Annotated in this window: 13 protein-coding genes; 10 read left to right on the forward strand and 3 right to left on the reverse strand. The window is 64.6% G+C overall.

Translation table 11 applies throughout. The annotated features are described in order from the left end of the window. The first annotated feature begins 225 nt into the window (after positions 1–225). Both NKI31_RS17325 and NKI31_RS17330 read left to right on the forward strand, forming a co-directional pair. On the forward strand, positions 226–1,293 hold the full coding sequence (locus tag NKI31_RS17325) for an alpha/beta fold hydrolase (RefSeq protein WP_352652173.1): 1,068 nt from the start codon (positions 226–228) through the stop codon (positions 1,291–1,293). A gap of 7 nt (positions 1,294–1,300) precedes the next feature. After that, on the forward strand, positions 1,301–1,765 hold the full coding sequence (locus tag NKI31_RS17330) for a hypothetical protein (RefSeq protein ID WP_023752877.1): 465 nt from the start codon (positions 1,301–1,303) through the stop codon (positions 1,763–1,765). A gap of 8 nt (positions 1,766–1,773) precedes the next feature. On the opposite strand, the gene pyk is transcribed toward NKI31_RS17330, so the two are convergent. Further along, complete coding sequence (pyk, locus tag NKI31_RS17335; protein ID WP_023673117.1) at positions 1,774–3,219, reverse strand: pyruvate kinase; 1,446 nt, start codon at positions 3,217–3,219, stop codon at positions 1,774–1,776. Next, positions 3,216–3,704 (reverse strand): DUF1036 domain-containing protein, encoded by a 489-nt coding sequence (locus tag NKI31_RS17340; protein WP_023673118.1) that lies wholly within the window; start codon positions 3,702–3,704, stop codon positions 3,216–3,218. Before NKI31_RS17340 ends, pyk begins: the two co-directional genes overlap by 4 nt. A 246-nt stretch (positions 3,705–3,950) precedes the next feature. Here NKI31_RS17340 and NKI31_RS17345 point away from each other — a divergent pair, with 246 nt between their 5' ends. From NKI31_RS17345 to NKI31_RS17355, 3 genes are all read left to right on the forward strand, one after another. Next, positions 3,951–4,748, forward strand: a complete 798-nt coding sequence (locus NKI31_RS17345) for an N-formylglutamate amidohydrolase (protein WP_352652174.1) — start codon at positions 3,951–3,953, stop codon at positions 4,746–4,748. A gap of 12 nt (positions 4,749–4,760) precedes the next feature. Further along, on the forward strand, positions 4,761–5,069 hold the full coding sequence (locus NKI31_RS17350; protein ID WP_352652175.1) for a DUF1244 domain-containing protein: 309 nt from the start codon (positions 4,761–4,763) through the stop codon (positions 5,067–5,069). Between the two features lie 324 nt (positions 5,070–5,393). Then, the gene (locus tag NKI31_RS17355) at positions 5,394–6,569 is read left to right on the forward strand and encodes an MFS transporter (RefSeq protein WP_352652176.1); all 1,176 of its coding nucleotides are present in this window, start codon (positions 5,394–5,396) and stop codon (positions 6,567–6,569) included. Here the strand turns inward: NKI31_RS17355 and NKI31_RS17360 are convergent. Continuing rightward, on the reverse strand, positions 6,533–7,441 hold the full coding sequence (locus tag NKI31_RS17360) for a LysR family transcriptional regulator (RefSeq protein ID WP_352652177.1): 909 nt from the start codon (positions 7,439–7,441) through the stop codon (positions 6,533–6,535). The genes NKI31_RS17355 and NKI31_RS17360 overlap by 37 nt on opposite strands. Positions 7,442–7,536: 95 nt before the next feature. On the opposite strand from NKI31_RS17360, the gene NKI31_RS17365 reads away from it, so the two are divergent. The 5 genes from NKI31_RS17365 (at position 7,537) to NKI31_RS17385 (ending at position 12,545) form a co-directional block, all read left to right on the forward strand. Then, on the forward strand, positions 7,537–8,493 hold the full coding sequence (locus NKI31_RS17365; protein WP_352652179.1) for an SDR family oxidoreductase: 957 nt from the start codon (positions 7,537–7,539) through the stop codon (positions 8,491–8,493). A 178-nt stretch (positions 8,494–8,671) separates the two neighbouring features. Continuing rightward, positions 8,672–9,532 (forward strand): FAD binding domain-containing protein, encoded by an 861-nt coding sequence (locus tag NKI31_RS17370; RefSeq protein ID WP_352652180.1) that lies wholly within the window; start codon positions 8,672–8,674, stop codon positions 9,530–9,532. Then, positions 9,532–10,014: a (2Fe-2S)-binding protein gene (locus NKI31_RS17375; protein WP_023684040.1), complete on the forward strand. Its 483-nt coding sequence runs from the start codon at positions 9,532–9,534 to the stop codon at positions 10,012–10,014. Before NKI31_RS17370 ends, NKI31_RS17375 begins: the two co-directional genes overlap by 1 nt. Further along, a complete protein-coding gene (locus NKI31_RS17380) occupies positions 10,011–12,275 on the forward strand; it encodes a xanthine dehydrogenase family protein molybdopterin-binding subunit (protein WP_352652181.1) in 2,265 nt (754 codons plus the stop codon). The genes NKI31_RS17375 and NKI31_RS17380 overlap by 4 nt, the downstream gene beginning before the upstream one ends. Positions 12,276–12,299: 24 nt before the next feature. After that, positions 12,300–12,545, forward strand: coding sequence for a MoaD/ThiS family protein (locus NKI31_RS17385; RefSeq protein ID WP_023684042.1), 246 nt, complete (start codon positions 12,300–12,302; stop codon positions 12,543–12,545). The last annotated feature ends 257 nt before the right edge of the window (positions 12,546–12,802 follow it).

Here is a 12,802-nt window from a genome sequence, read left to right on the forward strand (position 1 = left end):
AGGCAGTAGGAATTAGGGATTAGTCAGTAGTCAGTAGTCAGTAGAGAGATTGGTCGAGACGCCACCTCCCTACTCCCTACTCCCTACTCCCTACTACCTACTACCTACTCCCTACTACCTACTCCCTACTCCCTACTCCCTACTCCCTACTCCCTACTCCCTACTCCCTACTCCCTACTCCCTACTCCCTAGAACTTATCCCCCTCCACCCCCGTATCTCCGCGCATGAACCTCATTTACGCCGCCTGTGCTTTGCTCCTCGCGCTCGTCTTTGCCCTGGCCGGTGTCACCCGGGCCGGCGCGTGGCTGATCGAGTGGCGCAACCCGCCGGCCGGCGAATTTGCCGACATCGACGGCACCCGCATCCACTATGTCCACGTGCCGGCTCCGCAAAATGCAGAGCTGCCGGCCATCGTCTTCATCCACGGCGCCAGCGCCAATCTTAGGGATCAGATGCTGCCGATCAGGCCTTTGCTCGAAGGCCGCGCCGAGATGGTTTTCCTCGACCGGCCGGGCTTCGGCTGGTCGGCACGCGGCCCCGGCAACAATGAGAGCCCGTCGGCGCAGGCCGACACCATCGCCAGCCTGATGGACCGTCTCGGCATCCACAATGCGATCATCGTCGGCCATTCGTTTGGCGGCGTGATCACCGCCGCCTTTGGCCGCGAACACCCGGAGAAGACGCTCGGGCTGGTCTTTCTGTCGCCGGTCAGCCACCCCTGGCCGGGCGGCGCGACCGCCTGGTACTACAAGCTGACCGCCACCCCCATCATCGGCTGGCTGTTCTCGGAGACATTGGCCTATCCGGCAGGCACGCTGCAGATGGACGACGCCACGGCCTGCGTGTTTTCTCCCAACAAGGTGCCGGAAGGCTATGTCGGCACTGCCTCGATTCCGCTGGTGCTGCGTCCCGGCGCTTTCCGCGCCAACGCCATCGATGTCGCCGGCCTCTACGACTATACGCTGAAGGCCGCGCCGCATTACCGCGACATCACAGCGCCGACCATCGTCATCTCGGGCGACCGCGACAAGGTGGTCTATGCCTCGATCCATTCGGTCGGCCTGGTCAGGGACATCCCCGGCGCCGAACTGATCTGGGTCCACAATCTCGGCCACAAGCCGGATTGGATCGCCTCCGACCTCGTCGTCGGCGCGATCGAGAAAGTCGCCGGCAAGGTCGTCGACCTGCAGGCAATGGCAAAAACCGTGGAAGCACGCATCGCCGGCGATGCGTACAACGATGCACAGTGCCCCGACATTACGGTGCCCGACGCGCAACTCGCCCCGACGTGACGGCCGCATGTATGTCCTGAAGCACGGAATCAAGAAAAACCCCGAAGCGTTCTGGGCGCTACCGGATAGCATCTTCTTCGGCTACGGCGCCTGCCACATCCTTGCGGGCACCTTCCTCAGCCATCCTCCCCTGGACGGATTCTACGGCGAACGGATCATTCCGGGCGAGGATTTCTACGGCAACCATATCTACATGACGAACGGCGTGATCGCCTTCGACTATCACGGCTATTCCAGCCGAGAGCGGCTTCTGCAGCACCACGGAAGGGGATGGGCTTCGCATAGCGCAGGCTGGCACTGCACGCTGGAAAGGGTCGATTTCGACCTGCTCGACACCGCCGACCTCAACCGGCGAAAGATGCGCGGCCCGGATCAGTATCTCTATTACCCAATCCCTCGCGCACACCGCTTCCTTCAGCGTATCGATCACGCCGAAGGTGCGGCAAGAGCGCTGCGAACTGTGATGAGTTGAAGCCTCTGTCAGCCTATGTTGCGGGTGGCCTGCACGTCCGATCCGACATAGGCGATGCGCAGCATGTTGGTCGAACCCGGCGTCCTCAGCGGCACGCCCGCCGTGATGATGACGCGGTCGCCCGGCTGACCGAACCCCTCTTCGAAAGCGATGCGGCAGGCGCGGTCGACCATGTCGTCGAGGTCGCTGGCGTCGGGCGAGACGACGCAATGCGTGCCCCACAAGAGCGACAGCCGCCGCGCCGTGTTGAGGATCGGCGACAGCGCGATGATCGGCACTTGCGGCCGCTCGCGCGCGGCGCGCAGGCCGGTGGTGCCCGACGCCGTATAGGTGATGATCGCCGACAGTTTCAGCGTCTCGGCAATCTCGCGGGCGGCGAGCGAAATGGCGTCGGCGCCGGTTGCTTCCGGTTCCGAGCGCTGCGCGTTGATGATCCCGGCATAGGTCGGGTCGGTTTCGACCTTGGTGGCGATGCGGTTCATCATCGCCACCGCCTCGACCGGATAGGCGCCGGCAGCGGATTCGGCTGAAAGCATGATGGCGTCGGCGCCCTCGAACACGGCGATCGACACGTCGGACACCTCGGCGCGGGTCGGCACCGGCGCGGTGATCATCGATTCCAGCATCTGCGTGGCGACCACCACCGGCTTGCCGGCGCGGCGCGCGGCGCGCGTGATCTGCTTCTGGATGCCGGGCACCGCTTCCAGCGGCATTTCCACACCGAGATCGCCGCGGGCGACCATCAGCGCGTCGGAGAGTTCGATGATTTCGGCCAGCCGGGCGACGGCCTGCGGCTTTTCAATCTTGGCCATGATCAGTGCCCGGCCGCGCGCGATCTTGCGGGCTTCCGCCAAATCCTCCGGCCGCTGCACGAAGGACAGCGCCACCCAGTCGACGCTTTCCGCCAGCACCGCATCGAGGTCCTTGCGGTCCTTTTCGGTCAGCGCACCGACCGGCAGGTCGGTGTCGGGCAGGCTGACGCCCTTCTTGTCGGAAATGGTGGTGCCGGCGACGACGGTGCAGGTGATAGACTTGCCGTCGCTCTTCACCGCCCTGAGCTCCAGCTTGCCGTCATCGATCAACAGACGGTGGCCGGCCTCGACCGAGCTCAGGATTTCGGGATGCGGCAGGTAGACCCGGGTCGACGTGCCGGGCTCTGGATTGTTGTCGAGGGTGAAGGTCTGGCCCGGCGTCAGAACCTCCTTGCCGTTGGCGAACTTGCCGACGCGCAGCTTCGGTCCCTGCAAATCGGCCAGGATGCCGATCGGACGGCCAACTTTCTCCTCGACCGCGCGGATGCGGCCGACCAGCGTGCGCATCAACTCGTGATCGGTGTGGCTCATATTGATGCGGAAGACATCGGCGCCGGCTTCGAACAGCTTCTGCAGCATCTCCTCGGACGAGGAGGCAGGACCGATGGTGGCGAGGATCTTGACCTTGCGGCTACGTCTCATTGACTGTTTGTTCCCGGGGCGGCTGGAGCGCCTCCCGTTGTGGACTCATCGGTCAGCTGGACCATCCAGCTTGCCTGCTCGCCCGTGTCATATTCCTGGAATCCGGCGCGCTGGAAGCCCCGGGCGACGCAATCGGTAACGCCTGCGATCTTGAACTCTTTTTCAGCCACGCACATGTTGATCGGGCCATCCCAGCGCCCGCCGCGCTCGGCGTCTTCTGCATAAAGATAGTAAAACCTCGATGACAGCGGACCTTCGATCAGCGTCTTGCAGCTCGATCCTTCGATGTGCCACCACCCCTCGGTGATCCAGCCTGCCTTGGCGCGGTAGCCGATGCCGACGCCGACCAGGTTCTGCGTGGCGTTGCAGACGCGGAAATCGGCGCGGGCGGGCGAAGCCGCGACCAGCGCGGTGAGCCCTAGCGTCAGGGTCAGGAGCGGCACGGCAAAGGCGGTGCGCGCACGCGGCCTGCCGGCGGAACCCATCCCGAAACCCCTCAATAACGTCATCTGCATCTCTCAACGCCCCTTTTCGGAAAAGTCCGGGCGCATGTCAACGCGCCGTTCTGTCCAATTCCAATCGATTTAGAAAGGCCCCCGACACGCGATCTGCCGCGCGTCACAGGATTTTCGCAGAAACCGTGGCCAAACAACGGCATTGCGCAACAGTCCTCTTCGTGGGAATGACGATACCACCCTCCCCGGAAGCCAGCGAACAGACCTTTCCAGCCAATGACCCGATCCACAGTTTTCGCGCCTTTCGATATCGTCGAAGGCGACCGCAAGCGAGGCATCGTGCTTGTCGCCGACCATGCCCGCCGCGACCTGCCGGAGGAGTATGGCCGTCTCGGCCTGCCGGCGGCGGAACTCGATCGCCATATCGCCTACGACATCGGTGTCGAGACGGTGACGCGCGAACTGGCCGCAGCGCTCGACGTGCCGGCGGTGATCGCCAATTTTTCGCGGCTGCTGATCGATCCCAATCGCGGCGAGGACGACCCGACGCTGATCCGCCAGCTCTATGACGGCACCGTCGTGCCGGGAAACTATCCCATGGCACCGGCCGAACGCGAAAGGCGGCTCGACGGCTTCTACCGGCCTTATCAGGACGCGGTCGGCGCCATGATCGCGTCGGTGGCGCACGCCTCAGGCAAAGCGCCGTTCATCTTCTCCGTACACTCCTTCACCCCTGTCATGCAGGGCTTCATCCGCCCTTGGCATGTCGGCATATTGTGGGACCTCGACGACCGCGTGGCGCGGCCGCTGATCGACATGCTGGCGCAGGATAAAAACCTGGTCGTCGGCGACAATGAACCCTATGACGGCGCGTTGCGCGGCGACACCATGTTCAAGCACGCCATCGTCAACGGCTTTGCCCATGCGCTGATCGAGATCCGCCAGGACCTGATATCAGACCGCAAGGGGGCGCTGGCCTGGGCGCAACGGCTGGCGCCGATCGTTGACGCCATCGACCGCCGTCCCGATATACATCAGGTGAAGATGTTCGGCTCGCGCACCGGGCCGCTGTGAGGACCCAAGAAAATGACCGAACTCAGCGACGGCCAGAAACGCGATTTCGAGGCTGCGGCCTTCCGCCGGCTGGTCGAGCATCTGCGCGAGCGCAGCGATGTGCAAAACATCGACCTGATGAACCTCGCCGGCTTCTGCCGCAACTGCCTGTCGAACTGGTACCGCGAAGCGGCCGAGGCTGAGGGCGTCGATCTCGGCAAGGACCAGTCGCGCGAAATCGTCTACGGCATGCCCTATGCGCAATGGCAGGCGCTGAACCAGACCGAGGCTTCGGACGCCAAGAAAGCGGAGTTCGAGGCAAGACGGCCGAGGGATCACTGAAGTAGCGCGCGGTTCACAGGATTGACGTCGGCGGGACAGCGCCCCCCTCTGTCCTGCCGGACATCTCCCCCACTTGGGGGGAGATTGGCCGTCACGCAGGCTCTAGCCAATCGCCAGCGGTGCAAGAATAAGCGAGGCGCCGAAGCCGCCAATCTCCCCACTTGTGGGGGAGATGTCCGGCAGGACAGAGGGGGGCGCGAAGGAACGCTGCCTAACGGTTTCCCCTTAGATGTGGCCCACAAGCTTTTCGCAGCCCAGCGCTTGACGAGAAATTGAATCGATCTAATTTGCCGCGCAAAGCCATTCTTTGACCGGATTCACGCCATGAACGCGCAAAACACCATGCAGAGCGCCATTCGCGGGCGATGGGCCGTAGCAGCGATCTTCCTCGCCAACGGCTTCCTGACCGGCAGCTGGGCGCCGCAGATTCCGGTGTTCCTGACCCGGCTCGACATCTCGAAATTCACCCTCGGCCTGCTGATCCTTCTGTTCGGCGTCGGCGCGGTCGCGGCCATGAGCTGGTGCGGCCATCTGATCTCCAGGCATGGCTCGCGCACCGTGTTGCGCTGGTTCGGCCTGTGCGGCAGCCTCGGCCTGCTGATCGTGGCGCTGGCGCCCAACGTCCCGCTGGCGGCGATCGCCATGATCATCTTCGGCGGCTCGATCGGCGGCATGGATGTCGCGATGAACGCCAATGCGGTGGTGGTCGAGCGCCGGCTGTCCCGCGCCATCATGTCGTCCTCGCACGGCTTCTGGAGCTTCGGCGGTTTCGCCGGTGGCGGTCTGGGCGGTTACGCCATCCAGACTTACGGCCACCTCGCCCATGCGGCTGTAGTCACGGTCATTGCTTTTGCCGTCATAGCCGTGGCGGTCGGCTACCTCATCGCAGAGGACAAGCCGCAGGCCGCCGAGCATCACAGATTTACGCTGCCGGCCAACCCGCTGGTCTATCTTGTCGGGCTGATGGCGCTGCTGACGATGATTTCCGAGGGCGCCGTGCTCGACTGGGCAGCGCTTTATCTCCGGCAGGAGCTCGGCGCCGACCTCGCCATCGCCGGCCTTGCCTACGCCGCCTTCTCCGGCGTCATGGCTGTCATGCGCTTTTTCGGCGACGGCGTGCGCAACCGCTTCGGCGCGGTGGCGACGCTGCGCGGCTCGGCGGTGGTCGCCGCCGCCGGCATGCTGGTCGCCGGCCTGTCGCCTTCGCCCTGGATCGCCATCGCGGCTTTTGCTCTCTGCGGCTTCGGCATCGCCAATATGGTGCCGATCATCTTCTCGGCCGGCGGCAACCAGGAAGGCATGTCGTCGGGCACCGGCATGAGCGTCGTCACCACCATGGGCTATTCCGGTATATTGGTGGCGCCGTCGGCGATCGGCTTCGTTGCCGAGCGTTCGAGCTTCGGCCCGATTTTCGTCGCCATGTCGGCGCTGCTGACCGTCGTGCTCTCGATGGCCGGGCTCGCTCACCGCGCCGAATTCGCGGCCGCCCCCGCCGAATAGCGCTTCAGCTCCTCATAGAGGAAATCCGCGACGCGGCGGATGCGCACGCTGGTGCGCACGTCGCGATGCGTGGCCAGCCACACCGGCAGGCTGGGCAGTGGCAGGCCGGGCAGCAGTTTCTCCAGCGACGGGTCGCTGTCCGTCAGCGGCTCCTGGCCAAGACCGACGCCGTTTCCCGCCCGCAGCGCTTCCCACAGCACGATCTGGTTGTCGGCCCTGAAGCGGAAGCTGCTTCGGGTGACGGGGATGCCGGCCTGGGTAAAGCCCCGGATCATCTCGTCGCTGCGGTCGAAGCCGATCAGCGGATGGTCGAGAAGATCGGCGGGCTTGAGCGGGCGGCCGTGCCTGCCGAGATAGGATTTCGCCGCGCAGCAGCAGAGCTTGATATCGCAGACCTTGCGCGCCGTCAGCTCGTTCTGCGCCGGCTTGACCATGCGGATGGCGATGTCGGCATCCCTTCGCAGCAGGTTCTCGACCTGGTTCGAGGCGACGATCTCGACCTCGATGCCGGGCTCCTCGATGCCGAGCCGCGCCGTCATCTTCGGCAGCACATAGGCCGCCACCACCTCGCTGGCGGCAATGCGCACCGTGCCTTCGATCGCCTCGACCGAGCCCAATGCCAGTAGTGAGAACGCGCTCGCCTGCTCGCTCACCGCCTTGCCGCGTTCGAACAGCGTGGCGCCTGCTTCCGTCAGAGCATAGCCGCGCCGCCCGCGCCGGAACAGCGTGACGCCGAGCGCCTGTTCGAGCTCACCGATGTGACGCCCAAGCGTCGGCTGGCTGGCCAACAGTTTGCGCGCCGCGGCCGACAGACTGCCGGTCTCCGCCACGGTGACGAAACTCTTGATCAGGTTCCAGTCGATATCTTCCATTCATTTATGAATAACAAATCTGCATCCATAGTCAATTTTCATTCGCGTATGAACGCATCATATTCACCGTGCAAACACAGACACGGAGAAGAAAAATGACCAAGATCGCAATTCTAGGCGCCAATGGCCGGCTCGGCCGCGTGGTTGGCAAGGCCTTCATCGACGCCGGTTTCGACGTCCGCGCCGTCACCCGCAGCGGCAAGGTCCCAGCCGAACTCAAGGGCGCCACCGCCGTCGCCGGCGATGCGCTCGACCGCGAGGCGCTGATCCGCGCCACGCAAGGCGTCGACATCGTCTTCAACGGCCTCAACCCGATCTACACCGACTGGGGCAAGTGTCTGCCGATGGCGGAGAACGTCATGGCCGCCTGCCATGCCAATGGCGCGCTGCATCTTTTCCCCGGCACTGTCTACAATTACGGCTCGCCGATGCCTGAGGTGGTCACCGAACACACGCCGTTCCGCCCAACGACCGAGAAGGGCCGCATCCGCTGCGCCATGGAAGCGCTGTTTCGCCGCGAGGCCGATGCCGGCCGCGTCCGCACCATCATCCTGCGCGCCGGCGATTTCTTCGGCGGCACCGGCAGCGGATCATGGTTCGACCTCGTCGTCGCCGCCAAGATGAGCAAGGGCGTCTACACCGCGCCTGGCCCTGCCAACCTCGTGCACGAATGGGCCTATTTGCCGGACTTCGGCATCGGCTTCGTCGGCCTGGCGCGTAATCAGGGCAAGCTCGGCTTCTTTGAGGCGCTCAACTTCCCCGGCCACGCCGTCACCGACATGGACATAAAGGCCGCGGCCGAGAAAGCGTTGGGACGTCCGCTGAAACTGACCTTCATGCCTTGGTGGGTGCTGCGCGCCGGCAGCCCGTTCGTGGCGATGTGGCGCGAGATCGTCTCGATGTCCTATCTGCGCTTCGAACCGCACCGGCTCGTGTCCGACCGGCTGGAAGGCATCATCGGCGAAGTCCCGCACACCCCGCTGGACGAGGCCGTGGCCGAGGCCTTGAAGGACATCGGCATCAGCCTCGACCGTGCAAAAGACGCCGCTTAAATGCATGTCGCCCAGAAGTGTGCGCGGTTCTGGGACAACGACATGCATCAAAACAAAGACTTTAGACAAAAATCTCTCTCGCGGTGCTGGCCCAATCGCTGGAAATCAGCAACCGGATGGTCATTATGAGGAGACTGTTTATAACGGTCGGCGAGATCACCATCACCAAGGGGAGACGATGCGTTACATACGTCCGCTTTCAATCGAAGACGCCGTTGGCCTGCTGGCCGACGCTTCCGGCACATCAGCCATTCTCGCTGGAGGCAGTGACCTCCTCGTTCGGATGAAGGGCGGGTTTGTCGATCCCGACCTGATCGTCGACATCAAGGCGATCGAGGGCTTGAGCGAGATCAGGGAGACGGCCGACGGCTTCAGCATCGGCGCCACCGTCCCCTGCGCCGTCCTGGGCGAGAGCTCGGTTCTGAAGAAGGCCTGGCCCGGTGTCGTCGAAGCGTCGAAGCTGATCGGCTCGAAACAGGTCCAGGGCCGCTGCACCATCGTTGGCAATCTGTGCAACGCATCGCCGGCCGCCGACAGCGTCCCGGCCTTGGTGGCCGCCGCCGCAAAGGCCGTGGTTGCCGGTCCGTCGGGCAAGCGCACCATTCCGGTCGAGGCTGTGCCGATCGGGCCTGGCAAGACCTCGCTCACCAAGGGTGAGATCGTCGAGGCGATCCTGCTCGACAAGCGCGCGCCGCGTTCGGGCGACGCCTACCTCAGATTCATCCCGCGCACCGAGATGGACATCGCGGTGGTCAGCGCCGGCGTGAACCTGACGCTCGACGAGCATGGCGTCATAACAGCCGCCCGCGTCGCGCTGGGCGCCGCGGCGCCGACCGTGCTTCTGGTGGAAGAAGCAGCCGAGGCTCTCATCGGCAGGAAGCTGGACGAGGCGCCACTTGAGCGGCTCGCCAAGATCTGCGCTGGGGCCTGCCGCCCCATCGACGACAAGCGCGGCACAATCGAATTCAGACGAAAAGTTGCGGGCGTGCTGGCCGGACGGGCCGCGACGACCGCCTACGCACGTGCAGGAGGCAAATGATGGCCGGTGTAGCAGTTTCAACGACAATCAACGGCGATCACGTCGAATACCTTTGCCAGCCCGACGAGACGTTGCTCGACGTCCTGCGCGATCGGCTCGGCCTGACCGGCGCCAAGGAAGGCTGCGGCACCGGCGACTGCGGCGCCTGCTCGATCATCCTCGACAACCGGTTGGTCTGCTCGTGCCTGGTGCTTGGCGCTGAAGCCGAAGGCCGGCATATTGAGACCGTGGAGGGCATGGCGCATGGCGATCAGTTGCATCCGCTGCAGCAGAAATTCCTCGAGCATGCGGCCCTGCAATGCGGCATCTGCACGCCGGGCTTCCTCATCGCGGCCAAGGATCTTCTGGCCAAGAACCCCGATCCTACCGAGGAAGAAATCCGCTTCGGCCTCGCCGGCAACCTCTGCCGCTGCACCGGCTACGACAAGATCGTGCGCGCGGTCCAGGATGCGGCCAATGTGATGAAGGGAGCGCACGCATGAACTTCGATCCACGCTTTTCGGGCCGCAAATTCTCCTCCGTCGGCACGCGGCCCATCCGTCCCGACGGCGTCGACAAGGTGACGGGACGCGCCCGTTACGGCGCCGACTTCAACATGGCGGGACAGTTGGTCGGGCGCATCCTGCGCAGCCCGCATGCGCATGCCAGGATCCTCAAGATCGACACTTCGAAAGCGGAAAAGCTGGCCGGCGTGAAAGCGGTGATCACCGCCGCCGACCTGCCCGATCTCACCGATGGCGATGCCGCCATGTACGACGTCCTCGATAATTGCATGGCGCGCGGCAAGGCGCTCTATGACGGCCACGCCGTGGCCGCGGTCGCCGCAGTCGATGCCCGCACGGCCAGGCAGGCGCTGAAGCTCATCGAGGTCGAATACGAGCTGTTGCCGCATGTCACCGATGTCGACGAGGCGATGAAGCACAGCGCGCCGTTGATCAACGACACGATCTTCACCGAGGGTCTCGACGAAAAGCCGGCAAAGCCGTCCAACGTCACCAAGCGCAGCCAGTTTGGCCATGGCGATGTCCATCAGGGCTTTGGCCACGCCGATGTCATCGTCGAGCGCTCCTTCAAGACCGAGCAGACGCACCAGGGCTATATCGAGCCGCATGCCTGCGTGGCGAGCGTCTCGTCCGACGGCACCGCCGACCTCTGGGTCTGCACGCAGGGCCATTTCGTCTACCGCCAGCATTGTGCGCAATTGCTCGGGCTGGAAGCCTCGAAGCTGCGCGTCACCTCGTCTGAAATCGGCGGCGGCTTCGGCGGCAAGACCCATGTCTGGGCCGAGCCGGTGGCGCTCGCTTTGTCGCGCAAGGCAGGCCGGCCGGTGAAGCTGGTGATGACCCGCGACGAGGTGTTCCGCGCCTCGGGTCCGACCAGCGCGACCTCGATCGACGTCAAGATCGGCGCCCGCAAGGATGGCACCATCACTGCCGCCGAAGCGACGCTGCGCTACACCAGCGGCCCCTATGCCGGGACCTGGGCCGAGATCGGCGCCATGACGGCGTTCGCCTGCTACAAGCTGGATAACGTCCAGACGGTCGGCTTCGAAGTGCTGGTCAACCGGCCGAAGACTGCGGCCTATCGCGCACCCTCGGCACCCATGGCTGCGTTCGCGGTGGAAAGCGCCGTCGACGAACTGGCCAAGGAGCTTGGCATGGATCCGGTCGAGTTCCGCATCAAGAACGCCGCGCAGGAAGGCACCCGCTCTTCCTACGGCCCGGTCTACGGCCCGATCGGCATCGGCCCGACGCTGGAGGCGGCCAAGCACCATCCGCACATGAAGGCGCCGCTGGGCAAGAACCAGGGGCGCGGCATGGCCTGCGGCTTCTGGTTCAACTTCGGCGGCCAGACCTGCGTGGACCTGAACATCGGCATGGACGGCTCGGTGTCGCTGGCCGTCGGCACGGTGGATGTCGGCGGTTCGCGCGCGTCGCTGTCGCTGGTGGCGGCGGAGGAGCTCGGCATCGACTATGCCCAGCTCAAGGCGGTGGTCGCCGACACGTCCTCGCTTGGCTACAACGACATGACCGACGGCAGCCGCGGCACCTTCTCGTCCTCGATGGCGACCATCTCGGCCGCCCGCAACGCGATCAAGATCCTGCGTGAGCGCGCCGCCCAGACGTGGGACATCCCCGTCGACGACGTGGTCTGGGAAAACGGCCACGCCATCGCCAAGGGCGAGAAATACGGCAACCTTGCAGCCCTGTCGCTGAAGGAGATCGCCGCCGCTTCCGGCAAGACCGGCGGGCCGATCGCCGGCCACAGCGAGCTCGTCGCCGACGGCGCCGGCGTCTCCTTCGCCACCCATATATGCGACATCGAGGTCGACCCCGATACCGGCTCGACCAGGGTGATCCGCTACACGGTGATCCAGGATGCCGGCAAGGCGGTGCACCCCACCTATGTCGAGGGCCAGTACCAGGGCGGCGCCGCGCAAGGCATCGGCTGGGCGCTCAACGAGGAGTATATCTACGGCAAGGACGGGCGCCTCCAGAATGCCGGCTTCCTCGACTATCGCATCCCGGTCTGCTCGGACCTGCCGATGATCGACACGCAGATCCTCGAGATCCCCAACCCCAACCACCCCTATGGCGTGCGCGGCGTCGGCGAAACCTCGATCGTGCCGCCGCTGGCGGCGATCGCCAACGCGGTCTCCAACGCCGCCGGCGTACGCATGACCCACATCCCGATGTCGCCGCCAAGGGTCCTCGCCGCGATCGAGGCGGAACGGGGAGGCTAGGGCAAAAATGAGGTTCTTGCCCTAATGGTCGAAGTGACGCTCTGGGGCGCGCTGGGCCAGCTCGCCGGCGGCCAGAGCAAGGTCGAGGTCGAGGCCAAGGACATCAGGGAGCTGTTCAGGAAACTGGCTGAACAGTATCCCGGCATCGAGCCCTGGATCGAGAAGGGCATCGCGGTGGCGATCGACGGGACGATCTATCGCGATACGTGGTCGAAGGAACTGCCGCCGGGGGCGGAGATTTTTCTGCTGCCGCGGCTGGCTGGGGGGTGAAGTGGGGTGTCGCCCTACGTCCCAGAGCGGACCGGCATCCTCGGTCTGCGAACTTCAAGTGCAATGTCGGTCCTCGCCTAGATGCCAGTTTTGCTGACCGCGTCTTATCGGCGGCGGGTTGGCCAACAATCCAGAGAACCTGATCCGCTGGATTACTATCGGCAAGGGACATCAGTCCGCACACGGCTCTGAAGTGACTCGAGCGGGTCACCGTTTGACGGACAACACCGGCCCCTTTCTGGAGAGGCCGGCTATCG

This window comes from Mesorhizobium sp. M0659, assembly GCF_040320605.1.
Taxonomy (GTDB): domain Bacteria; phylum Pseudomonadota; class Alphaproteobacteria; order Rhizobiales; family Rhizobiaceae; genus Mesorhizobium.

Coding starts and splice junctions, on each gene's coding strand:
- NKI31_RS17325 (WP_352652173.1), top strand. CDS start 226: ATGAACCTCATTTACGCCGCCTGTGCTTTGCTCCTCGCGCTCGTCTTT.
- NKI31_RS17330 (WP_023752877.1), top strand. CDS start 1,301: ATGTATGTCCTGAAGCACGGAATCAAGAAAAACCCCGAAGCGTTCTGG.
- pyk (WP_023673117.1), bottom strand. CDS start 3,219: ATGAGACGTAGCCGCAAGGTCAAGATCCTCGCCACCATCGGTCCTGCC.
- NKI31_RS17340 (WP_023673118.1), bottom strand. CDS start 3,704: ATGGGTTCCGCCGGCAGGCCGCGTGCGCGCACCGCCTTTGCCGTGCCG.
- NKI31_RS17345 (WP_352652174.1), top strand. CDS start 3,951: ATGACCCGATCCACAGTTTTCGCGCCTTTCGATATCGTCGAAGGCGAC.
- NKI31_RS17350 (WP_352652175.1), top strand. CDS start 4,761: ATGACCGAACTCAGCGACGGCCAGAAACGCGATTTCGAGGCTGCGGCC.
- NKI31_RS17355 (WP_352652176.1), top strand. CDS start 5,394: ATGAACGCGCAAAACACCATGCAGAGCGCCATTCGCGGGCGATGGGCC.
- NKI31_RS17360 (WP_352652177.1), bottom strand. CDS start 7,441: ATGGAAGATATCGACTGGAACCTGATCAAGAGTTTCGTCACCGTGGCG.
- NKI31_RS17365 (WP_352652179.1), top strand. CDS start 7,537: ATGACCAAGATCGCAATTCTAGGCGCCAATGGCCGGCTCGGCCGCGTG.
- NKI31_RS17370 (WP_352652180.1), top strand. CDS start 8,672: ATGCGTTACATACGTCCGCTTTCAATCGAAGACGCCGTTGGCCTGCTG.
- NKI31_RS17375 (WP_023684040.1), top strand. CDS start 9,532: ATGGCCGGTGTAGCAGTTTCAACGACAATCAACGGCGATCACGTCGAA.
- NKI31_RS17380 (WP_352652181.1), top strand. CDS start 10,011: ATGAACTTCGATCCACGCTTTTCGGGCCGCAAATTCTCCTCCGTCGGC.
- NKI31_RS17385 (WP_023684042.1), top strand. CDS start 12,300: ATGGTCGAAGTGACGCTCTGGGGCGCGCTGGGCCAGCTCGCCGGCGGC.